This window comes from Bifidobacterium sp. UTCIF-38 (assembly GCF_006454495.1).
In the GTDB taxonomy this organism is placed as follows: Bacteria; Actinomycetota; Actinomycetes; order Actinomycetales; family Bifidobacteriaceae; genus Bifidobacterium; species Bifidobacterium callitrichos.
The window spans coordinates 147,038-169,283 of sequence record NZ_JFAL01000023.1 but is presented as its reverse complement, the minus strand read 5'-3'; the positions used below and the strand labels follow the sequence as shown (position 1 = coordinate 169,283).

Below are 22,246 nucleotides of genomic sequence, written 5' to 3'. Positions count from 1 at the left end.
CCGCCGCGAGGCATCACGCACCCATATCAAGGAGGATCACCATGGGATTGTTCTCTGGACTGTTCCACAAGGACGAAGCCGAATCCAAGCCCGCCGAGTCGAAGACGCTCGCCATCGTCTCGCCGGCCGACGGCACCTACAAGCCGGTCGAGGAGGTGCCGGACGACACGTTCGCCGCGAAGATCCTCGGCGACGGCTTCGCCGTGGCGCCCACGTCGGGCACGATCGTCGCGCCGGTCTCCGGCACGGTGACGACCGTCGCCAACGCGAAGCACGCGGTCGGCATCACCACGCCGGGCGGCGTCGAGGTGCTCGTGCACATCGGCGTCGACACGGTCCAGCTCAACGGCGAGCCGTTCGACATGCTCGTCGCCGCAGGCCAGACCATCACCGCCGGCAAGCCGATCGAGCGCGTGGACCTCCAGGCCGTCAAGGACGCGGGCAAGCCCACCGACGTGATCGTCGTGTTCACCAACCCGGCCGCGATCGCCTCGCTCGACCTCGACGCCCCCGAAACCGTAGCCGCCGGCCAGCCCGTCGGCTCGATGACGGTGAAGTAGGGGCCGCCGCAAGGACGGAATCGCTCGGAGACGAGAGGTTTCCGGCCTGATATGACGAATCCGTCTCGCTGGGAGGCTTCCCGGCGAGACGGATTCGTCATATCGCGGCGTGGTTGGCTCGCTCAGACATCACTCGCTCACGTCGAGGGCGAGGAGGTCGTCGACGCTCTGGCGGCGCAGCATCAGATGCGCGCCGTCCTCGCATACGGCCACGACCGCGGGGATCAGCGCCTGATTGTAGTTGCTGGCCATCGTGCGGCCGTACGCGCCGGTGACGGGCACGGCGAGGATGTCGCCGCGATGCGTGTCGGCGGGCAGTCGCACCTCGTGCACGACGATGTCGCCGGACTCACAGTGCATGCCGACCACGCGGGCGAGCATCGTCTCGTCCGATCCGCGGCGGTTCGCGAGTCGGGCGGTGTAGTCGGCGCCGTACAGGGCCGGGCGGATGTTGTCGCTCATGCCGCCGTCGACGGAGACGTACACGCGCTCCGAGATCGGATTGCCGTCCCTGTCGGTCGGCTGCTTGCCGTCGTGCGCGCCCAGCGTGACGGGCTTGACCGTACCGACGCGGTACAGGGTGACGCCGGCTGGGGCGACGATCCAGCGGCCCGGCTCGAAGCTGATCGCGGGCGCGGGCATGCCGAGCGCACGGTTGACGGCCGCGACCGCATCGGCGAGACGCTTGAGCTCGACGCGCACGTCCATCGAATCCTCGCCGTCGGTGTACGCGACGGAGTAGCCACCGCCCAGATCGACCTCGGGCAGCGTGTAGGCGTCGGTCGCGTAGAAGGTCTTGCGCAGGAGCATCATGCGCTTGGCGGCCTGGATGAACGCGTCGGCGTCATGGATGTTCGAGCCGATGTGCGAGTGGATGCCGACCAGTTCGAGCGTGTCGTCATGGGCGAGGATGTCCTTGAGGACCGCGAGCGCGGGGCCGTCGGCCACGATGCTCATCGCGGCGGCGAGCGCCCGGTCCTTCTCGGAGACCTCCTCGTGGCTCAGGTCGTACGGGTACTTGACGTCGTAGCGCAGCTGGCGCTCGTGGCCGGCAGGGGACGTCTCCTCGGTCTCGGCGAGTCGCGCGTTGGTGGCGGCGGGAGTCACGTCGTCCAGATCGTCGAGCACGGCGAGCGCGGACGTGTCCGCACCGGCGGGCAGGAACGGGACGCCGAACTTCTGGTCCTCGTGCGCGGTGGAGATGTACTCGTGGCCGCCCGCGTGGATGCCGGAGGTGACGCGCAGCATCACCTTGGCGCGTTTGCCGAGTCGCTTGGCGATCGCGGCGATGCGTTCCGGCTCGTCGGGCGAGTCGATGACGATCTTCGCGAAGCCCTGCTCGATGGCGAGTTCGATCTCCTCGTCGGACTTGTTGTTGCCGTGCAGCACGAGACGGCGGCCGGGGGCGCCGGCGGCGAGGGCGATGCGCATCTCCCCCATCGAGCAGGTGTCGACGAGCATGCCGGCGGAGGTGACGATGCGCACGATCTCCTTGGAGAGGAACGCCTTGCCGGCGAAGCTCACATGCGTGGTGGACGTGGTGAACGCGTCGGCGGCGGCCTTGACGAAGGTCTTCGCGCGGTTCTCGACCTCGTCGGTGTCGATCAGGTAGAGCGGCGAGCCGAATTCGTCGAGCAGCGATTCGGCGGTGCGCCCGTGGAACAGGGCGGCGCCGGTCACGGGGTCGACGCTCGAGGCGGCCGGCCAGATGGGGGTGATGGGCATGATGCGATTCTCCTTACCCTTACATCTTCTCCGGCGCGGTGACGCCGAGCAGGTCGAGTCCGGAGGCGATCACGTCGCGCACGGCGTCGTTGAGCTTCAGGCGGGCGGCAGCGCGTGCCGGTTCCGGCGCCTTGGCGATGCGCAGGGCCTCACGGGTGGCCTCGTCGCCGCGCGATTCGAGGTCGGTCAGCTCCATCGGCACGACGCGTTCGACGTTGTACCACTTGTGGTATGCGGCGGCGAGGTCCTCGAGGTAGCGGGCGATGCGGTGCGGGGCGCGCTTGTCGCCGGCCTCCCTGATGACGGCCGGCCACTGGGCGAGCGCGGCGAGCACCTCGCCGTCGGCCTCGGTGTCGAGCAGGCCGAGATCGGCGCCCTCGAAGGTGACGCCCGCGGCCTCGGCGTTGCGGTCCACGTTGCAGGAGCGCGCATGCGCGTACTGCACGTAGTACACCGGGTTGTCGTTGGAGTGGGAGGCGAGCAGGTTCAGGTCGATGTCGACCGGCGAGTTGTAGTCGGTGCGAGCCAGCGAGTAGCGGGAGGCGTCCACGCCGATCGCCTCGACGAGGTCGTCGATGGTGACGACGTTGCCGGCGCGCTTGGACATGCGCACGGCCTTGCCGTCCTTCATCACGTTGACGAGCTGGCCGATGAGAATCTGCATGTTCTCGCCCGGCTTGTCGCCGAACGCCTCGCACATCGCCATCATGCGGCCGATGTAGCCGTGGTGGTCGGCGCCGAGCATGTAGATCGCGACGTCGGCCGGGTTCTCCGGACGGTGGCGCTTGTTCCAGTAGTACGCGATGTCGGCGGCGAAGTACGCGAACTCGCCGTTCGACTTGATGATCACGCGGTCCTTGTCGTCGCCGTGGTTCGTGGACGCGAACCAGGTGGCGCCGTCCTTCTCGTAGATGTCGCCGCGATCGCGCAGCACGGCGATGGCCTTGTCGACCTCGCCGTCCTGGTAGAGGCTGTTCTCGTGGAACCACACGTCGAAGTGGACGCGGAAGTCCTTCATCGACTTCCTGATCTCGTCGAACATCATCGGCACGGCGCGCTTGCGGAACTCCTCGCGCAGCGCGGAATCGGACTCGCCGATCGGCTCACCGTCGGCGTTGAGGCCCTGATCCTCGTGGTCGAGGGCGGTCAGGTCGACGCCGTCCTCCCTGGCCTCGGCCTCGACGCGGCGGGCGATCTCGTCGATGTACGCGCCCTTGTAGCCGTCGAACGGAGTCTCGGTCTGGTAGCCCTTGTCACCGAGGTCGTTGTCGTGCGCCCACGCGGCGACGAGGGACTTGGCGAAGCGGTTGATCTGCTCGCCGTGATCGTTGAAGTAGTATTCGCGCACGACCTTGGCGCCGTTGGCCTCGAGCACGCGGGCCATCGCGTCGCCGGTGGCGGCCCAGCGGGTGCCGCCGATGTGAATCGGGCCGGTCGGGTTGGCGGAGACGAACTCGAGGTTCAGGGTCTCGCCGCCGAGGTGGGTGTTACGGCCGAACGAGGAGACGGCCTCGCCGACCGTGGAATCGACCTTCGAGGCTTCGAGGATCTGGTCGACGACGGCCGCGGCGGATGCGGAGTCGAGGGTGATGTTGATGAAGCCGGGGCCGGCGACCTCGACCTTGGCGATGCCGTCGGCGGCGGTCAGTTCAGCGGCGAACAGCTCGGCGAAGTCGCGCGGCTTCATGCCGGCCTTCTTGGCCAGCTGCATCGCGGCGTTCGACGCCCAATCGCCGTGGGCGCGGTCCTTCGGACGCATCACGGCGAATTTGGCGACCGGGGGGATGAGATCTTCGGTGAGCTGTCCGGCCTTTCCGGCAACGACAAGCTCGTGGGCAATACGCGAAATGAGTTCGCTCAACGCTTCAGGATTCATTCTTACCATGGTACCGGGCGCGCTGACAGCCCCGGAGACACCCAAAATCCCCCGGAGCCACCATGGGGAACCGGAGACACCATGGGTGGCACCAGGGACCCCATGGAGACACCGGAGACACCCAGTTCCCCACAGTTCTCCCTAATTCTCCCCGAGTCCCCTTATGCGAACGTCACAAATTACCGAAATAACCCTTGATCTCGGGAATATGTGACGCTCCCTCTGGCTCAGCGTCACTTATTACCGGGTACTGGAGAAATCTCGGGAAAATGTGACGCTTTCACTGTCAGCGTCTGGTGTCAGCGTCACTGATTGCCGAGATCGGAGCGACGATGGCGGTTGAGGAGGTGGTATCCGAGATAGCACAGGGCGGTGAAGGGGATCATATAGTACAGCGTCGTGCGCTGGGTGTCGTCGAGGGCGACGAGGACCAGCGCGCCGATGCACATCGCGATCGCGAGCCACGGCAGCACCGGGAATCCGGGGGCGCGATAGCCCAGTTCGTCGGGCGTATGACCGGAGAGTCGCCATTCACGGCGGAAACGGATGTGGCACACGCACACCGAGAACCACACGACCAGAGTCGCCAGTCCAGAAACGGCGACCAATACCAGATAGACGGTCGATGCGGCGACGACCGACGACAGAAGCGCGAGCAATGATCCCGCCATCGAGAAGAGGACGGCCCACACGGGCACACCGTGGAAGTTGGTTCTGGCGAATCGGGCCGGGATCAGCCGCTCCTTGGCGAGCGACCACACCATGCGCGAGCACACGTACAGGCCGGAGTTCGCGGCGGAGAGCACCGCGGTCAGGACCACGAAGTTCATCACGTCGCCGGCGAACGGCATGCCGATCGACTGGAAGACGAGCACGAACGGACTGGTGTCGACGCCCGACTTGTGCCACGGGATCAGGGCGGCCATCACGGCGATCGAACCGATGAAGAAGATCGCGAGGCGCAATACGGTCGTATGGACGGCCTTCGGGATCGCCTTGGACGGATCGCGCGTCTCGCCGGCCGCGACGCCGACGACCTCGGTGCCGGAGAACGCGAACACGACCGTCAGCAGGGTGGAGAAGACCGGCGCGAAGCCGTTCGGGAACCAGCCGTCGGCCACGAAGTTGCCGAACAACGGCGCCGAATCGTAACCGGCGATCGGGATCGCGCCGAAGATCGCCAACAGGCCGATGACGATGAACGCGACGATCGCGAACACCTTGATCGACGCGAACCAGAACTCCGCCTCGCCGTAGAGTCGCACGGACAGGATGTTCAACACGAACACGACGGCGATAAACACGGCCGACCACACCCATGTGGGCGAACCGGGGAACCATCGCTGCATCAGAAGTCCCGCGGCGGTGAACTCGCTGGCGAGCGCGACCGCCCAGTTGAGCCAGTAGAGGACCGCGATCACGAACGCGGTGCCGGGGCCGATGAACCGCTTCGCGTACATGTGGAAGCTGCCGGCATACGGCATCGCGACGGACAGCTCGCCGAGCGAGACCATCACGCAGTAGACGAGCAGCGAGCCGACCGCGTAGGCGAGGATCGCGCCGAGCGGGCCGGCCTGGTGGATCGTGTAGCCGGAGGAGACGAACAGTCCTGTGCCGATGACGCCGCCCAGGGAGATCATCGTCAGGTGGCGAGACTCCATCCGTCGCTCGAGTCCGGTGGGGGCGGCGTCGCTCCCGTTTGCGTCCCTGCCTGTGCCGGCGTCGGTCATGGTGCTCCTTCCGTACGTCATCCGTGCGATGACGTACGTCATGATAGCAACGGGGCGACGCCGGCTCGAGTCAGTCCGGGATCAGTCCGGGATCAGTCCGGGAGATTCACAGGACGGCGATCGCGTCGATCTCGACGAGCGCGCCCTTGGGGATGTCGTTGCCGCCGATCGCGACGCGGGCCGGCTTGACGGAGCCGATGAACACCTCGGCGTAGCGGGCGTCGACCTCCTTGAAGTCCGCGACGTTCTTCAGGTAGATCGTGGCGCGGCAGACGTGCTCGATGCCGGTGCCGGCGGTGTCGAGGATGCACTTGATGTTCTTCAGGGCCTGCGCGGCCTGCTCGCCGGCGGTGTCTCCGGCCAGTTCGCCGGTGGCCGGGTCGATGCCGAGCTGGCCGGAGACGAACACGAATCCGTTGGCCTTGACCGCCTGGCTGTAGGCACCCAGTGCGGCCGGCGCCTCGGAGGTCGCGACCGCTTCCATCTTCTCGCTCATATGCGCTCCTTCATATCATTGGTCGACCATGGCGTCCTATCGTCCATGGCGGCGTACGCTCCCCGGGACTATCCACGGTCGGACCACACGAACCGTACGCTACCCGTCAGCGTAGCGTACGTTCGTTGCGGCGGATGGGTCGATGACCACGTTTTGCGTACGCCGATCATCGACCGCACCGCCATCCGGCGTACGTTCCCGGGGACTATCCGGCCGGAGACCACGGACACCGTACGCCCAGCCGTTGTAGGCGTACGCTCTCGGGGGCTATCCGGTCGATACCCCAAGAAAACGTATGCTGAGCCGCGGTCAGCGTACGTTTTTATGGGATCATCGGGATATTCCCCCGTTCCACGTATGCTGACCGCGGTTCAGCGTACGTTCCACGAGGTCAGGGCTTCCGTAGTCCCCGAAGACGTACTCCCCGATCATGGGCGGATGGGGAACGAAGGTCGTCAGAATGGAGGATGGGTGTTCAAACCGAAGAATGGACGTTAGTTGCTTGATACCAGGCCGGTAAGGTGCTTCAGGCCCTCATCGTCGACGCGGATCTCGTGGCGGGCCACGGTGTTGACGACCTTGCGGGCGTTGCCTCCAAGGATGCCGTCGGCGCCGAGGCTCAGGGTCGTATTGCCCTGACGGTAGTCGTCGCTCACTCCGGCGAACACCGGGATGTTGTCCCTGCGGGCGCGGGCGAGGACCCCAAGGGTGATGCGATCGCCGCGCATGACGACGAAGCTCGAGTCCTTGGGCCATTCGATCGTCGAACCTGGCACCGGGCTCACGCATTTGCCGACGGACCAGTCGGGGTGACGCTTGTGGATCAGGGAGATCGCACGGTCGGAGGTGGACATGAGCATCGTGCGATCGGCGAACTCCGACTCCTCGACTTGCGCCATCACGGCGTCGGTCAAGGCGGGCGCGTGACGGTCGTCGGTCTTCAGATCCAGGAGGAGACCGGTGTGGTCGTTGGCGTGCCGCGCGGCGCCAATGGCCTGCGCGAGGGTCGGAACATGGTAGTCCTCGCCGTGCTGGCGCATCGGCATATGCTGCAGTTCGCGCGTGGTCAGGTCCTTGACCCGCACATCGACATGGTCGGCGGACAGTCGCCCGGTCTTCCTGTCGTGGAAGACGACCGGCGTGCCGTCGGCGTCGAGTCGCACGTCGATCTCGGAGTAGTCGGCGCCGCGCGCGCCCGCGTTGGCGATGGCGCGCAACGAGTTCTCGGGCGCGGAGTCGTCGCCGCGGTGCACGATCGCGAGCGGGCGCACGAACCAGTCGAAGGACGACGGTGAGACGACGCTCCCATCGCGCTCGCGTCGGCGCAGGTTCGCCGCCAACGCGATGCCGGCGACGAGCGACAGGCAGATCAGCAGCACGATGAGCTGGATGAGGCAGTTGCGGCGAGTTCGGGAGCGATCATCCTTTTCGCGCGATGCCGCCGTGACGGCCGTTCCGTCAGACGAGAGAGCCGACGGGACAACCGACGGGCTCTTCACCACGGCGTCGTCTCCGGTACGGGTGTCCACCCCGTCTCCGCGCGTCACTCCATTCGTCATCACACACCTCCTGATGAACCCCGCCGAACGATGACGTCCATGATTCCCGGCTGGTAATCCGCTGGGACTCGTCCCCGCAGATTCACCACTCGTTCAGCTGTCGGTAGCTTTGCTGTAGCTCATTATGGGATGTGTCACTGGTGATCGCCACGGTTTTCAAGGCATGTTCATGGGGTAATCAGGGTATTTTCAGGGTCGGCCCGGAAACCCCCTACACCCCCTACTCAGGAGAATCATCCTCGTGGACGATGGCGGATGATGGCAGGACGATGACGGGACGACAAAGGCCCCGGACGGAGAACCAAACGGATCCGTCCGGGGCCTCGCGCCGGCGTCACATCCAGCGCCGCATCATGCGACGATCACACAGGTGAGGACGTCACGCGCCGAGCACCGCGTCGCGGCGAGCGGTGAATTCGTCGATCGCCGCATCGCCCTCGATGACGGTGAACGTGATGGTCTTGCGCTCGCTCGCCTGCGGGGCGAGGGTGTGCAGGTCGCCGCGCCGCTCGTGCCAGCCGCGGCCGAGCACGCTGGAGTTCGACGGTTCGAGGCCGACCACGTAATCGCCCGAACCCATCGACTTCCATTCCATGAAGTACGGGAAGTCGGCGGCGTCGAATTCGATCTTCAAGCCGAGGCCGAGTCTGCGGTTGACGACGCCGGCGAAGCTGCGGCCGTCCGCATCGGCGGCCAGATCGTGCAGATACACGCTTTCGGGCTTGTTCGCGACGGGCTCGCCGATCCGGCTCCACGGGGTGTCGTCGGCGGCGGTCGTCTCGTCGCGCGGCGTGGCCTTGCGGCTCGGGATGATGACCTCGGCGCCGTCGTCGAGCAGCGGCCAGCCGACGTTGCAGTGGTACATCCACATCAGCGGCTCCTCGCGGAAGCTCTCGTTGGTCACCTCATCCTCGACGGTGATCGTGGAGGTGCCGTACACGGAGGTGATCGTGCGGCGCAGGACCATGTTCTCGCCGAACAGCTCGGCCTCGCGCATCTCGCCGGAGACCTTGAGCACGTAGCGGCCGTCGGCGTCCCAGTAGGCGTCGGAGCTGACGTGTTCGGCGGGCGTGGTGCGAATGCGGCCGTGCATCGGGAAGCTGCCGGCCGGATACTTCGAGCCCGCCGGGGTGACGTAGGGGGCGCAGATGTTCTCGAAGCCGCAGGTGAAGAACAGGCCGCCCATGATCGAGCGCTGCGCCTCGAGACCGTTCGTGTCGAACTGGTTGCGGCCGTTGAGGCCCGGCTTGGACAGGAACGTCAGGTTCTCGCCGCGGTATTCGATCTGCGCGATGTCAAGCGCGCGATCGGCCATCGACATGAAGCGCAGCGGGCCGTTCTTCACCTCGATCGCCTTGAGGCCGTGGGAGCGGCCCTCCTGGTATTCGATCGGACGCGTGTAGGCCGCCTGCTGGATGCTGCCCATGTGGGCGAGCATGTCGGCGCGGGTCGGATTGTCGTGATGGATCAGCATGATTCGTACCTCCTTGTGATCAGCCTGATCGCCGTTTGTCTGCCGGTATGTGCCGGCATGTGCCGGACGCCATTGTACCTGATGCGAAACACGCGCGGTAAGCGCTTTCCGAAAGTTGGGGAACCTCACCGCAAACCACCCATCAGCTCCGCCTTGAGAACCCCTTGACAGGGAGCCGCCCGCTACGGGAGTCATAATACAAAAGAACCCCGGGACTCGCCCGGGGTTCTGATGGCTCCTGCGGCTGGGCTTGAACCAGCGACCGTCCGATTAACAGTCGGATGCTCTGCCAACTGAGCTACGCAGGAATATGTTTCCTGTGAACAAGATTGCTCTTGCGCACAAGTCACATAGCATATACGAACTTTCGCAGAATGCAAATCGCGTGTCGCGATCGCCGTGTCGCAACCGTCATCCACGCCATTCGACCACGTCATTCGACCAAACCATTCGACAAGGCGGTCAGGCAACCGCCTCACCCATCCGCACGCAGTCGCCTACCTGTCACCATCGTCATAGCCACCGTTGTAACCATCGTCATAGCCGCCCTCGTACGAACCGTCGCCCATATACTCGCGAGCGCTGACGCGATTCACGTTGCGCGATTCGTCCACGGCACGCTGGATGACGCGGCGCACATCGAACCCCCGGACGACGTTCTTGAGAACCAGCTGGCCGCCGGACGACTGGTCTCGCGTCTCCAGCGTGATCGTCGACAGGCCGAACAGACGCTGCAGCAGCGTGCGGGTAAGCGTCAGATCCACGACACGGAACAGCTTCGTCACATCGTAGGTCTCGCGAAGGATTCCCGACTTGACCGCGATCTCATCGTTGGTCAACGTGTACGTGGTGAAGGTGAATGGCGTACGACACCAGTTGCGTTTGCGCTGCGCCCAGATGATATCGCCATCGGCCATGCTGTTGGACATCGCAGGCTCCTTTCGTTGCGAACCGGTACACCTCCATCGTACCGGCCGCCATTGCCAGCATTCGCCATCGTATGCAGACATGCCACCCTCGACCTCTTCCGGAAACAGGGACGACGAAGCACCTCTCTGGCCCACTTGCCGCGCAGAGGGCGCAGCCGATACATCGAAAGAGCGAGTGCAACCCACGTCCACCGTGATGGGTTGATTTCGCTATATAATCAATATATAAACACCATACTTTCAACTACTAGCTGATGAGAGGAAACACCATGGCAACCACGCTGGTGAACGTCAGACTCGATGAGGCCACAAAGAAGGAGATGGCAGATCTGTGCGCTGAACTCGGGCTGTCCATGAGCACCGCATTCAACCTGTTCGCCAAGACCATGGTCCGAGAACGGCGCATCCCATTCGAGATCACCGCCGACCCGTTCTACTCGTCAGAGAACATGCGTCATCTAGAACGGGCCGCGGCACGCATGGATGCCGGTCTCGACGCATAGACGGAACAAACCGTCTCGTCTACCGCATCCGCGGTAGCGAAGAGCAACGATTGGAGATCATCGCCTGTCGCACCCACTACGGAGACAGGTGATTCGGAGAGTCATCGTGTCTGTATCGTGTCCGGACGGCGATACAGCGAAACATACGTCACTGCAGGCAGACGCAAGACAGACGCAAAAAGGGCTTCATATCAATGATATGAAGCCCCTACATGGTGGGCCCAAAGGGGATCGAACCCTCGACCTTCTGTTCCGGAGACAGACGCTCTATCCACTGAGCTACGGACCCATGCACCGCACGAAACATACGCCTCGCACAACGCAACTCCCCTACTGTACACCACTTGCGCGCCCGGCGCACCTCACTTCGGACCTTTCTGCGTTACATGGGGTACATTTCGCCCGTTGCGGACATCTATCTCGCTTACGAGGGGTATCTGTCTGAAGTAATAGGGCATGAAAACGGCTGAGCTTCGTGGCAACCAAGCCGTTTCGGGGCGTTTGTACTTGCACCAAGTGCCCCCTCATAAGCGAGATAGATGTCCGCAAACCACGAAAAGTACCCCTTGCAACGCAGAAAGCTCGCGGAAAAGCTCGACAAAGCCACTCGAACCGCCCGTTCGTCTCTGCCGTCAGGAACGTCTGACGCTACACTTGAGGTATGTCCGAGCCTGTGAACGATTTCGAGTACGAGCGCCGGTTCTTCTGCCGCGAGATGCCCGCCGAATATGACGACGGCGACACCCCCACGCTGATCCTGCAAAGCTATTACGTGCACGCCGACAACTACGCGCTGCGCGTCAGGCTCAAATCGCACGACATTCGCGTCGAGATGACCCCGGACCTCGACCCCATAGAGATACTCGACCGCTACCGCGACCACTTCTCGTCGGCCTACGTGACGGTCAAGGGCCCATCGGTGGGCGGAACCCGCTATGAGATGGAGCATGCGATCGACACCCGCATCGCCACGGAACTGGTGCAACGCGGCGGCGCACTCATCATCAAGAACCGCTATTCGGTGTGGATCGCGGAGGACGGCTGGAGCGTCGACGTGTTCGGAGGAACGAACGCGCCGCTGGTCGTAGCCGAGGCGGAACGCGCCACCCCGGTCACGAACCTGACGATCCCGAGGTTCTGCATCACCGAGATCACCGACCAGCCGCGATTCAACAACGACGGACTGGCCGGAAGGCCGTTCAGCCAGTGGCGGGACGAGTTCGAACGGGAGCTCGCCGCCAACGGACCGCATTTCCAGCCGTATTTCGGGACGAACCGGAGGATGGAGTAGGTACGGCCTCCTGACGAGAGATCTAGTACATGAGGGTGGCGAGGCGGCGGCGGGCGGCGCGAAGACGCGCATCGGCCGCATCGGGGATCGCGAAGTACTCGAGCAGACGCTTGCGCACCGGTTCGATGTCGGCCTTGTGGCCGGCGGCCACGAAGTCGAGCAGACGGTCGAAGGCGTCCTGGATCTGGCCGCCGATCATGTCCACGTCGGCCACGGCGAGCTGCGCCTCGACATCATCCGGAGAGGCGGCCGCGGCGGCACGCACCTCACGCACGTCCGCGTTGGCGGAGCGGGCCAGCAGCAGCGCCTTGGCGCGTTCGCGCGCGGCGACCACATCGCCCGGATCGGATTCCAGCACCTGCGCGTAGGCCGCGGCGGCACCCGCGTAGTCGCCGGCCTGGGCCAGCTGATACGCCTCCTGATGCTCCGGCGGCACGACGTTCGAGCCGGCGCCCGCAGCGGAACCATCGCCCGCAGCCGCCCCATCGGCGCCGTCGGCGGACGGATCGCCCGAATACGGCGCGGTGCCGGTCACGCCGGACTGCTGCGCCATCGCGACGATCTTGGGCAGCACCTGATCCTTGATCTGCGCGAGCTCGTCATCCGTGGCGACGCCCTGCAGCAGCGGCATCGGACGGCCGGCGATCAGCGCGAACAGCGCCGGAGCGCCCTGCACCTGCAGCGCCTGTGCGATCGAGGGATAGGAGGCGATGTCGATACGCGACATCTGCACCTGGCCCTTGAGCGCGTTGACCGCATCGGCGAGCGCGCGGGCCATCGGGAAGAGGCGATCGTCGGTCGGCACCCACAGGAACAGCAGGATCGGGAACGTGGCGGAGGTCTGCACCATCGCCTGGAACGTGTTCTCGGTGGTGTCGATGACATAGCCGCCGGCCGCGGGCGCACCGCCGGCCTGACCGGGCTCCGCCTTCACCTGATGCGCCAGAGCCTCCAGATCGACGGCCCCCGCCAGAGAAACCCCGGGATTGAACTTCGGCTGATCAGCCATACCACGCCTCCACTGTGACTTACGAAATCTCAATAACGCCGTCACTCATCTTAGTGACGCAGCGCAACTTCCGCACCGATATCGCCGACCACGAAACGCAGAAAAGCACGCTACAGCGCTTCGACCTTGACGGCGTAGCGTTCGGCTCCGACCGCGGTGATCTTGGCCGCGTCTCCGGAGCCGCCCGCCGGCGGGATGTACAGCGCGATCACGTTCACGTAGGTGACCTTCATCGTGCTGGTGGCCTTGCCGTTGCCGAACAGCGCCTTCTCGTTGTTGTTGGCGGGCAGCGATTCGCGTCCCTCTCCGGCCTGGCGCGTCCAGACCGAGTCGATGCGCGCGACGACGAGGTCGCCGCCGTCGGTGGAGCGCATGACCTTGAGCTGGTCCTTGGGCACGGTGAACGTCTGCTGCTGCGTGCCCTTGTTCGCCTCCATGCCCTGCTGGACGGTCTGGTCGAGCGTGCGCAGCTCCTGGCGCAGCAGATCGTCCTTGAACTTGGCGTTGTATTCGCTCTGCGCGTCCTTGTTGAGCAGGTCCGCGTACATCTCGACCGCCTTGGCCGGGGTGGCGACGAGCTTGGCGTCGTTCGCGGTGCCCATTTCGGTGCCGAGTTTGGGGACTTCGAACTTCGGCAGCTCGGCGCCCTGGAAGAGTCGGGCGAGTCCCCACAGCTTGTAGTTCTGGCGCGGGGAGTCCTGCGTGAAGACGAGCAGTCGCTTGGACTGCTGGTCTTCGGTGGTGGTGGTGATCGTGTACACGGTGCGCGGCCAGCCGTCGTCGGTCGGGATGACGGTCTGCGTCATGCCGCGCGGAATGGTGGCGAGCTTGTCGAGCGATCCGGTGGCCTTGGCGACGGCGAGCTGGCTGGTGCGGATCTCCAGCTCCGGTCCGGTGACGCGTGCGGCCAGTCCGTCGGCGCTCACCGCCTTGTCGGAGGCGGCGAGCGTGTCGAGGATCTTGGTGCGGATCCGCTCCTCCTGCTTGACGGTCAGGTCGGGCGCGTGGGTGGACGAGTCGGGCGAGGCGACCTTCGGCACCTGTCCCTCGCAGGCGGCGAGCGAGACCAGCAGTCCCGCAGAGAGCGCGATCGCAAGCGCCTTCGTGGCGGTGCGGCCGAAGCGTGTCATCATGTTCCTCGTGTTCCTCATCGGCGATCTCACTCCTTTCCCTTGCCGTCGTTGCCGTTATCGTTGCCGCCATTGCCGCTGTTGCCGTCGCCGGAGGCAGATTCCTCGCTGGCCTCCCGCGCGAGTCGGGCGAAGTACGCCTGCAATTCGTCCTGCGAGATGACGGACGTGGCGCTGTCGTCGACCGGCTCCGGCTGCGGCTCGGACGCCGTCGGCGCGGGCGTCGCGTTCGCACCGGCGTCGGCGACGAGGTTGCGCGACGACGGGTCGACGACCACCGGCTGCGTTCCGGTTCCGCTCTCCCCCTCGATCCGGATGACCGGAATCGACGACGAGGTGTCCGATCCGACCGCGTGGCGACGGCGCGGTCGTCCGCTGCTCTTCGGCGTGAAGCTCGGCTTGATCGCGTTGAGGCTTCCGGTGAACGCCTCGGCGATGGAGACCTCCTCCTCGCGTGCCGGAATGGGGTCGCTTTCGACGACGCGCTTGCGGCGCTTGTGCGGCGGCATCGCGAAGACCGATGCGGTCAGGATCGCGAGCACGACCAGCAGTCCGCCGAGGAAGTACATCGGCGTGGAGTAGTCGGGCAGGGTCTTGCGCGTCCACGTGAACGAGACGTCGGCCGAGTCGCCCCCTTCGCCGAGGTCGACGAGCGCCACGTCGGTGACGGCCGAGGAGGTCGCCTTGATTTCGGTCGAGCCGTCGCCGCACTGCACGGACCGCCACATGTCGGAGTCGGCGAAGGCGACGTCCGCATCGCCCGAATCGCCCGAATCGGACTGGGTGTCGGACTGGCCGCTGCCGGCGGAGGCGCGTTCGGTCGACAGCGTGGTCCAGTCGGCTAGGCCGGTCAGTCGGGTGTAGGGGTGTCCGGCGAGCCAGCCGGTGGCGTCCTTGGACGAGGCGATCGCGACGCACACGGTGCCGGAACCGCCACCGTCGGCCGTGATCGTCACGCGGTCGTCGACCAGTCCCAGCACGTCGGGATCGGTGACGATGTATCGCGTACCCGTCACCTTGGCATCGGCGGTGATCGTACGGCTGGGCTGCCAGACGGTGGCGTTGAGCAGTCCCAACGCGATCGCCGCGACGGCGAGCAGACCGAAAATCGGGGTGACGACGCCGCGCATGATCATGGCGTGGCGCTTCGCCCGAAGCGCCTCCTCCTGCGCGTTTTCGGGTGTTCTGTTGCGTTTGGTAAGTCTCATAATAGGGCCATTCTACAATCCTTTGCCGAGCGCGGGGAGGCCCAACGTGCAGGACGCGTGGAGGACCGGCTGCGCGCACGGGCGGAAAATCAGGGTTTTCGGCTAGGGTGATAGCCATGCGTAAAGCCATGATTCACCCCACTCTTCGTTCCGTGCTGGCGGCCGTGTGCTCGCTGGCCATGTGCGCGACGCTGGCGGCCTGCGGAGGTTCGTCGTCGTCCGACTCGTCCGCCAAGAAGTCGTCCTCCGACTCGTCCAAGTCGTCCTCGTCCGACTCGTCTTCGTCGTCCTCGACGAAGATGGACCAGATCGCGGGCATCACCGCCACCGGCGAGCTCGGCAAGAAGCCGTCGATCAAGTTCAAGACGCCGATGACCGTGCAGAACAACACGTACGCCGTGCTGCAGGAGGGCAACGGCGAGACGATCGAGAAGGGCGACCGCGTGTGTTATCAGGGTGTCGTGTTGAATGCTAAGGATGGCTCCGAGCTGTTGAGCACGTGGGAGAAGAACACCCCGGACTGCTCGATCTCCCTGACCGACAGCAATCTGGAGCAGATCCCGCAGTACACGAAGATCGTGGGACAGAAGCTCAATTCGACGATCGCGTTCGGCTCCAACGATTCGAACAGTGCCGGCACATCGTATATTTTTGCCTACACGCTGATCTCCAAGTCGAAGGACCTGACGAAGGCCGAGGGCACGCCGGTCGCGGACGTGCCGGCGAACCTGCCGAAGGTGACGCGCGCGAAGGACGGCAAGCCGTCGATCGACATGAACGGTCAGGGCTCGGTGAGCCAGATGGTCACGCAGACGCTCATCAAGGGCAACGGCCAGGAGCTGACCGATTCAAGCCACGCGGTGGTCAAGTACACCGGTTGGCTCACCAACGGCACGCAGTTCGACTCCTCGTGGGACAAGAACACGACGTTCGACGCCGACCTGTCCGAGTCCGGCCAGATCATCACCGGCTGGAAGGAGGGCCTCAATGGCCAGACGGTCGGCTCGCAGGTGCTCCTCATCATCCCGCCGGACAAGGGCTATGGCGATCAGGCGAGCGGTTCGATCCCGGCGAACTCGACGCTGGTGTTCGTCATCGACATCCTCGCCGCGTACTGATCCCGTAACCGAATCGAACCGCTCTCCGGCGGCTGCTGGCGGTGTTCCGCTCAGTAGCCGCCGGTGAACTGCTGGAGGTAGTTGCTGGCATGCGAGGCGACGATCGATCCGAGAACCGTACCGGTGATCGTCAATAGGATGAACAGCAGGATGCCGATCAGCACGCCCTGCAGCAGCACGCACAGGAATCGGACCCAGTGCGGATCGAGACCGCGATGCACCTCGCCGTTCCATACGAGCGAGGTCATCCATGCGATGCGTGTGGACGTCGCAAGCATCCAGATGAGCATCGCGAGCGGATCAAGCTGCACGAGCGCGAGCAGGAACGCGGCGATGTTCAGCACCGCCCAGGGGCCGAGGGCATGCGCCACACGGTCGTGGAAGGAGCCGAACGTCGTGGGATCACCTTCGATGCGCAGCATCAGCCACGCGACGGCGATCGAACCGTAGTCGTACAGGGCGAACACGATCCATAGCAGCATGAACACCGGCAGGGCCGCGCTTTGCGCCTCGTTTCCGATCGACGAGGAGATCGAGGACATCGGGATCGCATTGAGTATCGACGAGCCTCCGTGGGTCAGAACCAGCAGGCAGCTCCATGCCGAGATCAGCGCGACGGCGAGGATCACGACGATCGCATACCACGGCTGCCCCTTCCCCACATCGGTGGGCTTGGAGAAGAAGGTCTTCAGCCACGTGCCAAAGGTGCGTGCCTCGGCTTGGAATCGCGAAGACTGCGCCGCCGGAGCCGGACCTGAGCCCGGCTGCTGCTGGTAGTTCGACTGCTGGTAGCCGGGCTGCTGCGTGAAACCGGGCTGAGGCTGATAGGCGGTCTGGCCGTAGGGATTCTGCTGAGCGGGGCCGTACTGCGATCCATAATGCGGACCGGGCTGAGGCTGGGCATTCGACTGGACGAACGGCTGCGGACCGGGCTGCGAGCCGTACTGCTGCTCATACTGCTGTTCAGCGGTCTGCTGATAGGCCGGCTGCTGGAATCCGGACTGCTGATAGTCAGACTGGCCGTAGGGTTGCTGCTGAGCGGGGCCGAACTGGGGATTGGGCTGCTGATACGGCTCTCCCACCATCGGCTGAACCGACGCGGCCTGTGTCTTCGCCTCCGGCGGATTCTCCTCGGCGTCAGTCACCGGCTCATCGTGAGATTTCGTCGCATCGGATGCCGCAGACTCGTCGAACGTCCTGGTTTGCGCGGACTCCACCGGCTCGGTGATATGCGCCGGCTCGGGTGCGATGGCCTCCGCCTCGGATCCGGCGGATGCCTCAGGCTCGGCGGCATCCGTACCCGTTGCATCCTCCGCGGAGGCGACCGGCTTCGGCGTGGCCGAAGTTTCCGCGTCCATCGAATGGTTGACCAGTGCGGCCAGCTCGGACAGATCCGAGGACGGCTGCTCGAACAGGTCATTCGGACGTGCGATCGGCTGCGTGGCCATCGTGCCGATGCCGGCATCAGGCATATGCGGCAGCACCGTCGTCTTCTCCGCGGGCGAGGCCGGAGGCGGAACCGGCGCGGCGGGCTGCACGCTGAACTGATGACCGCATTGTCTGCAGAATCGCGCCGTCTGGGGATTCTGCGCTCCACACTGTGAACAGTATTTCATCTTGACTCCTTTACTTTCTGTGAACCGATTTGCTATGGCTCGACCACAACTGCACCGTCGTCGCATCTCCTTCGATCATTGCAGATCGACCGGGATGCAATCGTCCTTGGACATGCCCTGCGCCGCGCACCACGAGCTCGCCGAACCGGTGTCCGGGAAGCTCTCGCCCGACAGCAGCACGTACCATCCGGTCGTGCCGGTGTTGCGGTAGGTGGGCCAGTCGGAGGAATCGACGAGCAGCGTGTTCGGATACTTGGCCTTCATGGTCAGATATTGTTCGTAGATGTCCTGATAATGCCATGTCTTGCCTTCGGCATCGAGGCCGTCGCGCTTGCTGGATAGCTGCGTGGTGATCGTCGTCATGAAGCCGTTCGCCGCGTTGCGATCGTTGGCGATCTGCCATTGGATCGCCGTCTGCGCCGCACCGTTCGCATCGGCGTCGGGCACCGAGGCGGCCGCAAGAGCAGATCCGACGCCGGACGTGGAGTCGGATGCGGGCGTCGCGCCGGTCGCGACCTTCACATCGATGCCGCTCGTTGCCGACGTCAGGTGATCCGCCGAACGCCAGTAGCTGCCGAACGGATAGGACAGTTCGATGGTCCTGCCCGACCTGCCGCTCGTGATCGGTTCCTTCGTGAAGTCGAAGATCGCGTCGGCGACCGTCGCGCCGTCCTCGGTGAGGGTGACGCGCACGTCCTTGGACGAGAACGTGCCCGCGTCGCATCCCGACGTGAACCTCACGGAGGCGATCACACCGTCACCGATCGACTTGATGGAGTCCACCTTGCCCTCGGGCGCGCTCGTGCACGTCTTCGCCGCATTGGACTTGTCTCCTGCGTCGTCCGGCTTCGGGGCGCTCTGCGAGCTGGCCGCGCCGTTCGACGCGCCCGGTGCCGTCGCGTCCGCGTCGCGCGAGCCGACGAACCGGATGATGAGGAACGCGGCTATCGCAACCACGACCACCACTGCCGCCACGATCGCGGCGATCACGGGCGTGGACAGGGATCTTCCGGCGGTCCGCCCCACATCGGCGGCGACGGGGGTGACGTGCGGCGTGGTCACCGGCGTTGAAGTGGTCACCGAAGTGGGGACCGGCTGGGAATGCGTATTGTTCTCGACAGGAGCGCCGCACTGCTCGCAGAACCGGTTGCCCGGGGTGATGACGGCACCGCAGCTCAGGCAGAACACCCGGGACGGTTTCGTCGTCTGCGGGACCGTCGGCACCGGTTCGGACAGCAAATGGCCGCACTTATTGCAGAATCGATCACCGTCATCACATGCAGCACCGCAATTCGGACAGTTCATAGGGACCTTCTCTCTCCCAAAACCCGGTTGATACCATCGTATGCCCGGAAGGTTCGATTGTCACGCATGCGCTAGAGTGTGGCCTTATGCGAATCCTTGTTGCCGATTGCTCCGCGATCTACTCCGGGCGGCTCAACGCCTCCCTTCCTCCCGCCAAACGCGTCCTGCTCATCAAGGCGGACAACAGCCTGCTCATCTTCTCCGAACTGGGCTCGTACAAGCCGCTCAACTGGATGGCCGCCCCCTGCACGATCAGGGAGATCGAGCCTGACGAGAAGCCTGACGAGACCCCGGAGGGAACTCCGGAGGTGACTCCGGACGACAGTCCGATCGAGAAGATCCTGCGCGTGAGCGCCGCGAAGAGCTCCGACATCCTCGAAGTGACGCTGTACCACGTCTACTCCGACCAGTCCTTCGATCTCGGCCAGGATCCGGGTCTCGTCAAGGACGGCGTCGAGGACCATCTCCAGCAGTATCTCGCCGCGCAGATCGAACGCATCGGCGAAGGCGCGAAACTCGTGCGACGCGAATATCCGACCGCGATCGGGCCGGTCGACATCATGGCGGTCAACGCGGACGGCGAGCACGTGGCGATCGAAATCAAACGCCACGGCGGTATCGACGGCGTTGAGCAGCTCACCCGCTACTGCGAGCTGCTCAACCGCGACCCGCTGCTCACCCCGGTCCACGGCATCTTCGCCGCGCAGACCATCACCCCGCAGGCGCGCGTTCTGGCCGAGGACCGCGGCTTCCGCTGCCTGATCCTCGACTACGAGGACATGAAGGGCACCGAGGACGGGTCGCTGCGGCTGTTCTGACGTATGACAAAGCGCCTCGGCGCGTTCTTCCCTTTCGGTACGGAACGCGCCGAGGCGCTTGTCGTTGTTCGCGATGCGAGGCGATCAGTCAGCCGATCGCCACCGGGTCACTGCTCCTCCGTAGTGGAGTACTGCACGTCGCGGCCGCGCTCGACGGCCACGGTGAGCTTGTTCGAATCGAAGGAGATGAATCCGTCGGTCACTTCGAACATGTGGCGATCCTCGTCGGGTTCAACCACGGTGACCGTGCCCTGCTTGATGATCGTGAGCACCGGCTCATGATCCGGCAGGATGCCCATGCCGCCCTCGGCGGCCGGGATGGTCACGCTCCTCGCCTCGCCGTGCCACACGGGGTGGTCGGCCGCGACGATGTTGACCTGCATCGTGGTCTTGTCCGATCCAGCCATCACGCACCCAGTTCCTTCTGCATGTCGTGCCACTTCTTCTCGAGGTCGTCGATACCGCCGATGCCGGAGAACGCCTGCTCCGGGACGTCGTCGTACACGCCGTCGCAGATGCGGGTGAAGGCCTCGATGGTCTCGTCGGCCGGCACGTAGGAGCCCGGACGACCGGTGAACTTCTCGGCAACGTAGAAGTTCTGGCCGAGGAACTGCTCGATGCGGCGAGCGCGGTTGACGGTGGTCTTGTCCTCTTCGGACAGCTCGTCGATACCGATCAGGGCGATGATGTCCTGCAGCTCCTTGTTACGCTGCAGAATCGCCTTGACGCGGTTCGCGCACTCGTAGTGGGCCTGGCCGACGTAACGCGGATCGAGGATTCGCGAGGTCGAGCTCAGCGGGTCCACGGCCGGGTAGATGCCCTTGGACGCGATGTCACGGGAAAGCTCGGTCGTCGCGTCGAGGTGGGCGAAGGTCGTGGCCGGAGCCGGGTCGGTGTAATCATCGGCCGGCACGTAGATGGCCTGCAGCGAGGTGATGGAGTGGCCACGCGTCGAGGTGATGCGCTCCTGCAGAGCACCCATCTCATCGGCCAGGTTCGGCTGGTAGCCCACGGCGGAAGGCATACGGCCCAGCAGCGTGGACACCTCGGAACCGGCCTGCGTGAAGCGGAAGATGTTGTCGATGAACAGCAGCACGTCCTGGTTCTGCACGTCGCGGAAGTACTCGGCCATCGTCAGAGCGGTCAGCGGGACGCGCAGACGGGTGCCCGGCTGCTCATCCATCTGGCCGAAGACCAGGGCGGTCTTCTCGAGAACGCCGGCCTCGTCCATCTCGCCGATCAGATCGTTGCCCTCACGGGTGCGCTCGCCGACGCCGGCGAACACGGAGACGCCGCCGTGGTTCTGGGCCACGCGCTGGATCATCTCCTGGATGAGGACCGTCTTGCCGACGCCTGCACCACCGAACAGACCGATCTTGCCGCCCTGCACGTACGGGGTCAGCAGGTCGATGACCTTGATGCCGGTCTCGAACATCTGGGTCTTGGACTCCAGCTGATCGAATGCCGGCGGGTTGCGGTGGATAGGCCAGCGCTCGGTGACGGTGACCTGCTCTTCCGGCTTCTTGTTGAGGATGTTGCCGGAGACGTCGAAGACGTGGCCCAAGGTCACGTTGCCGACCGGCACGGAGATCGAGGCGCCGGTGTCGTACACGGCGGCGCCGCGCACGAGGCCGTCGGTCGGCTTCAGGGCGACGCAGCGCACGGTCGAGTCGCCGAGGTGCTGCTCCACCTCAAGGGTGATCTCGGTAGCCTTGGCTTCGCCTTCCTCCTTGGCGCCCGTGTTGACGATGGTCACGTGCAGGGCGTTGTAGATGTCAGGCATGTGGCCCGCCGGGAATTCAACGTCGATAACCGAACCCTGGACTCGGGTGACGCGTCCGTGGATCGGTTCGCCGTTGGTCTCGGAAGGCGCAGTGGTCTGCTTTACAGCCATAGTGC

20 protein-coding genes and 2 tRNA genes are annotated in these 22,246 nt (G+C 64.8%); 6 read left to right on the top strand and 16 right to left on the bottom strand.

The genetic code is table 11. The features are described 5' to 3' along the window. The first annotated feature begins 41 nt into the window (after positions 1 to 41). The gene (locus BW11_RS08495) at positions 42 to 560 is read left to right on the top strand and encodes a PTS glucose transporter subunit IIA (RefSeq protein ID WP_052119133.1); all 519 of its coding nucleotides are present in this window, start codon (positions 42 to 44) and stop codon (positions 558 to 560) included. A 129-nt stretch (positions 561 to 689) separates the two neighbouring features. On the opposite strand, the gene BW11_RS08490 is transcribed toward BW11_RS08495, so the two are convergent. The 8 genes from BW11_RS08490 to BW11_RS08455 form a co-directional block, all read right to left on the bottom strand. Beyond that, positions 690 to 2,285, bottom strand: coding sequence for a diaminopimelate decarboxylase (locus BW11_RS08490; protein WP_140445199.1), 1,596 nt, complete (start codon positions 2,283 to 2,285; stop codon positions 690 to 692). Positions 2,286 to 2,304: 19 nt separating this feature from the next. Further along, positions 2,305 to 4,161 (bottom strand): arginine--tRNA ligase, encoded by a 1,857-nt coding sequence (gene argS / locus BW11_RS08485; protein ID WP_140445200.1) that lies wholly within the window; start codon positions 4,159 to 4,161, stop codon positions 2,305 to 2,307. Positions 4,162 to 4,466: 305 nt separating this feature from the next. Further along, positions 4,467 to 5,891, bottom strand: coding sequence for an amino acid permease (locus BW11_RS08480; RefSeq protein ID WP_043165819.1), 1,425 nt, complete (start codon positions 5,889 to 5,891; stop codon positions 4,467 to 4,469). Between the two features lie 106 nt (positions 5,892 to 5,997). After that, positions 5,998 to 6,387 (bottom strand): Rid family detoxifying hydrolase, encoded by a 390-nt coding sequence (locus BW11_RS08475; RefSeq protein ID WP_140445201.1) that lies wholly within the window; start codon positions 6,385 to 6,387, stop codon positions 5,998 to 6,000. 494 nt (positions 6,388 to 6,881) lie between these two features. Continuing rightward, positions 6,882 to 7,946, bottom strand: coding sequence for a glycerophosphodiester phosphodiesterase family protein (locus BW11_RS08470; RefSeq protein WP_140445202.1), 1,065 nt, complete (start codon positions 7,944 to 7,946; stop codon positions 6,882 to 6,884). Between the two features lie 379 nt (positions 7,947 to 8,325). Continuing rightward, the gene (locus BW11_RS08465) at positions 8,326 to 9,420 is read right to left on the bottom strand and encodes an aldose 1-epimerase family protein (protein ID WP_140445203.1); all 1,095 of its coding nucleotides are present in this window, start codon (positions 9,418 to 9,420) and stop codon (positions 8,326 to 8,328) included. Positions 9,421 to 9,652: 232 nt separating this feature from the next. Beyond that, positions 9,653 to 9,728, bottom strand: a tRNA-Asn gene (locus BW11_RS08460). A gap of 189 nt (positions 9,729 to 9,917) precedes the next feature. Then, entirely contained in the window at positions 9,918 to 10,349 is a 432-nt protein-coding gene (locus BW11_RS08455; protein ID WP_140445204.1) for a PH domain-containing protein, read from the bottom strand. A 269-nt stretch (positions 10,350 to 10,618) separates the two neighbouring features. On the opposite strand from BW11_RS08455, the gene BW11_RS08450 reads away from it, so the two are divergent. Beyond that, on the top strand, positions 10,619 to 10,852 hold the full coding sequence (locus BW11_RS08450; protein WP_140445205.1) for a type II toxin-antitoxin system RelB/DinJ family antitoxin: 234 nt from the start codon (positions 10,619 to 10,621) through the stop codon (positions 10,850 to 10,852). Next, positions 10,849 to 10,944, top strand: a complete 96-nt coding sequence (locus tag BW11_RS11880; protein ID WP_258184607.1) for a type II toxin-antitoxin system YoeB family toxin — start codon at positions 10,849 to 10,851, stop codon at positions 10,942 to 10,944. The genes BW11_RS08450 and BW11_RS11880 overlap by 4 nt, the downstream gene beginning before the upstream one ends. Before the next feature lie 121 nt (positions 10,945 to 11,065). On the opposite strand, the gene BW11_RS08440 is transcribed toward BW11_RS11880, so the two are convergent. Next, a tRNA-Arg gene (locus BW11_RS08440) sits at positions 11,066 to 11,141 on the bottom strand. A 372-nt stretch (positions 11,142 to 11,513) separates the two neighbouring features. Between BW11_RS08440 and BW11_RS08435 the strand changes: the two genes are divergently transcribed. After that, positions 11,514 to 12,143: a hypothetical protein gene (locus tag BW11_RS08435; protein ID WP_043165879.1), complete on the top strand. Its 630-nt coding sequence runs from the start codon at positions 11,514 to 11,516 to the stop codon at positions 12,141 to 12,143. A 22-nt stretch (positions 12,144 to 12,165) separates the two neighbouring features. On the opposite strand, the gene BW11_RS08430 is transcribed toward BW11_RS08435, so the two are convergent. The 3 genes from BW11_RS08430 to BW11_RS08420 form a co-directional block, all read right to left on the bottom strand. After that, positions 12,166 to 13,152 (bottom strand): tetratricopeptide repeat protein, encoded by a 987-nt coding sequence (locus BW11_RS08430; protein ID WP_140445206.1) that lies wholly within the window; start codon positions 13,150 to 13,152, stop codon positions 12,166 to 12,168. Positions 13,153 to 13,262: 110 nt separating this feature from the next. Then, on the bottom strand, positions 13,263 to 14,285 hold the full coding sequence (locus BW11_RS08425; protein WP_043165961.1) for a hypothetical protein: 1,023 nt from the start codon (positions 14,283 to 14,285) through the stop codon (positions 13,263 to 13,265). 26 nt (positions 14,286 to 14,311) lie between these two features. Then, entirely contained in the window at positions 14,312 to 15,490 is a 1,179-nt protein-coding gene (locus BW11_RS08420; protein WP_258184593.1) for a hypothetical protein, read from the bottom strand. Between the two features lie 116 nt (positions 15,491 to 15,606). Here BW11_RS08420 and BW11_RS08415 point away from each other — a divergent pair, with 116 nt between their 5' ends. Further along, the gene (locus tag BW11_RS08415) at positions 15,607 to 16,608 is read left to right on the top strand and encodes an FKBP-type peptidyl-prolyl cis-trans isomerase (protein ID WP_140445207.1); all 1,002 of its coding nucleotides are present in this window, start codon (positions 15,607 to 15,609) and stop codon (positions 16,606 to 16,608) included. 50 nt (positions 16,609 to 16,658) lie between these two features. On the opposite strand, the gene BW11_RS08410 is transcribed toward BW11_RS08415, so the two are convergent. Together BW11_RS08410 and BW11_RS08405 are read right to left on the bottom strand one after the other, a co-directional pair. After that, positions 16,659 to 18,224 carry a zinc ribbon domain-containing protein gene (locus BW11_RS08410; protein ID WP_181162541.1) on the bottom strand — a complete coding sequence of 522 codons (1,566 nt, stop codon included), beginning with the start codon at positions 18,222 to 18,224 and terminating at the stop codon, positions 16,659 to 16,661. A gap of 75 nt (positions 18,225 to 18,299) precedes the next feature. After that, on the bottom strand, positions 18,300 to 19,529 hold the full coding sequence (locus BW11_RS08405) for a zinc ribbon domain-containing protein (protein WP_140445209.1): 1,230 nt from the start codon (positions 19,527 to 19,529) through the stop codon (positions 18,300 to 18,302). 86 nt (positions 19,530 to 19,615) lie between these two features. Here BW11_RS08405 and nucS point away from each other — a divergent pair, with 86 nt between their 5' ends. Further along, positions 19,616 to 20,347: an endonuclease NucS gene (gene nucS / locus BW11_RS08400; RefSeq protein ID WP_140445210.1), complete on the top strand. Its 732-nt coding sequence runs from the start codon at positions 19,616 to 19,618 to the stop codon at positions 20,345 to 20,347. 107 nt (positions 20,348 to 20,454) lie between these two features. Here the strand turns inward: nucS and BW11_RS08395 are convergent, their stop codons facing one another. After that, positions 20,455 to 20,754 carry a F0F1 ATP synthase subunit epsilon gene (locus tag BW11_RS08395; protein ID WP_043165894.1) on the bottom strand — a complete coding sequence of 100 codons (300 nt, stop codon included), beginning with the start codon at positions 20,752 to 20,754 and terminating at the stop codon, positions 20,455 to 20,457. After that, entirely contained in the window at positions 20,754 to 22,241 is a 1,488-nt protein-coding gene (gene atpD / locus BW11_RS08390; RefSeq protein ID WP_140445211.1) for a F0F1 ATP synthase subunit beta, read from the bottom strand. The genes BW11_RS08395 and atpD overlap by 1 nt, the downstream gene beginning before the upstream one ends. Positions 22,242 to 22,246: the final 5 nt, after the last annotated feature.

Bases quoted from the DNA above. Each gene is read 5' to 3' on its own strand.
- BW11_RS08410 (WP_181162541.1), bottom strand. From the start codon at position 18,224: ATGAAATACTGTTCACAGTGTGGAGCGCAGAATCCCCAGACGGCGCGA.
- BW11_RS08395 (WP_043165894.1), bottom strand. From the start codon at position 20,754: ATGGCTGGATCGGACAAGACCACGATGCAGGTCAACATCGTCGCGGCC.
- BW11_RS08495 (WP_052119133.1), top strand. From the start codon at position 42: ATGGGATTGTTCTCTGGACTGTTCCACAAGGACGAAGCCGAATCCAAG.
- BW11_RS08465 (WP_140445203.1), bottom strand. From the start codon at position 9,420: ATGCTGATCCATCACGACAATCCGACCCGCGCCGACATGCTCGCCCAC.
- BW11_RS08420 (WP_258184593.1), bottom strand. From the start codon at position 15,490: ATGAGACTTACCAAACGCAACAGAACACCCGAAAACGCGCAGGAGGAG.
- BW11_RS08450 (WP_140445205.1), top strand. From the start codon at position 10,619: ATGGCAACCACGCTGGTGAACGTCAGACTCGATGAGGCCACAAAGAAG.
- BW11_RS08435 (WP_043165879.1), top strand. From the start codon at position 11,514: ATGTCCGAGCCTGTGAACGATTTCGAGTACGAGCGCCGGTTCTTCTGC.
- BW11_RS08490 (WP_140445199.1), bottom strand. From the start codon at position 2,285: ATGCCCATCACCCCCATCTGGCCGGCCGCCTCGAGCGTCGACCCCGTG.
- argS (WP_140445200.1), bottom strand. From the start codon at position 4,161: ATGAATCCTGAAGCGTTGAGCGAACTCATTTCGCGTATTGCCCACGAG.
- BW11_RS08480 (WP_043165819.1), bottom strand. From the start codon at position 5,891: ATGACCGACGCCGGCACAGGCAGGGACGCAAACGGGAGCGACGCCGCC.
- BW11_RS08455 (WP_140445204.1), bottom strand. From the start codon at position 10,349: ATGTCCAACAGCATGGCCGATGGCGATATCATCTGGGCGCAGCGCAAA.
- BW11_RS08405 (WP_140445209.1), bottom strand. From the start codon at position 19,529: ATGAACTGTCCGAATTGCGGTGCTGCATGTGATGACGGTGATCGATTC.
- BW11_RS08430 (WP_140445206.1), bottom strand. From the start codon at position 13,152: ATGGCTGATCAGCCGAAGTTCAATCCCGGGGTTTCTCTGGCGGGGGCC.
- nucS (WP_140445210.1), top strand. From the start codon at position 19,616: ATGCGAATCCTTGTTGCCGATTGCTCCGCGATCTACTCCGGGCGGCTC.
- BW11_RS08425 (WP_043165961.1), bottom strand. From the start codon at position 14,285: ATGATGACACGCTTCGGCCGCACCGCCACGAAGGCGCTTGCGATCGCG.
- atpD (WP_140445211.1), bottom strand. From the start codon at position 22,241: ATGGCTGTAAAGCAGACCACTGCGCCTTCCGAGACCAACGGCGAACCG.
- BW11_RS08470 (WP_140445202.1), bottom strand. From the start codon at position 7,946: ATGACGAATGGAGTGACGCGCGGAGACGGGGTGGACACCCGTACCGGA.
- BW11_RS08415 (WP_140445207.1), top strand. From the start codon at position 15,607: ATGCGTAAAGCCATGATTCACCCCACTCTTCGTTCCGTGCTGGCGGCC.
- BW11_RS08475 (WP_140445201.1), bottom strand. From the start codon at position 6,387: ATGAGCGAGAAGATGGAAGCGGTCGCGACCTCCGAGGCGCCGGCCGCA.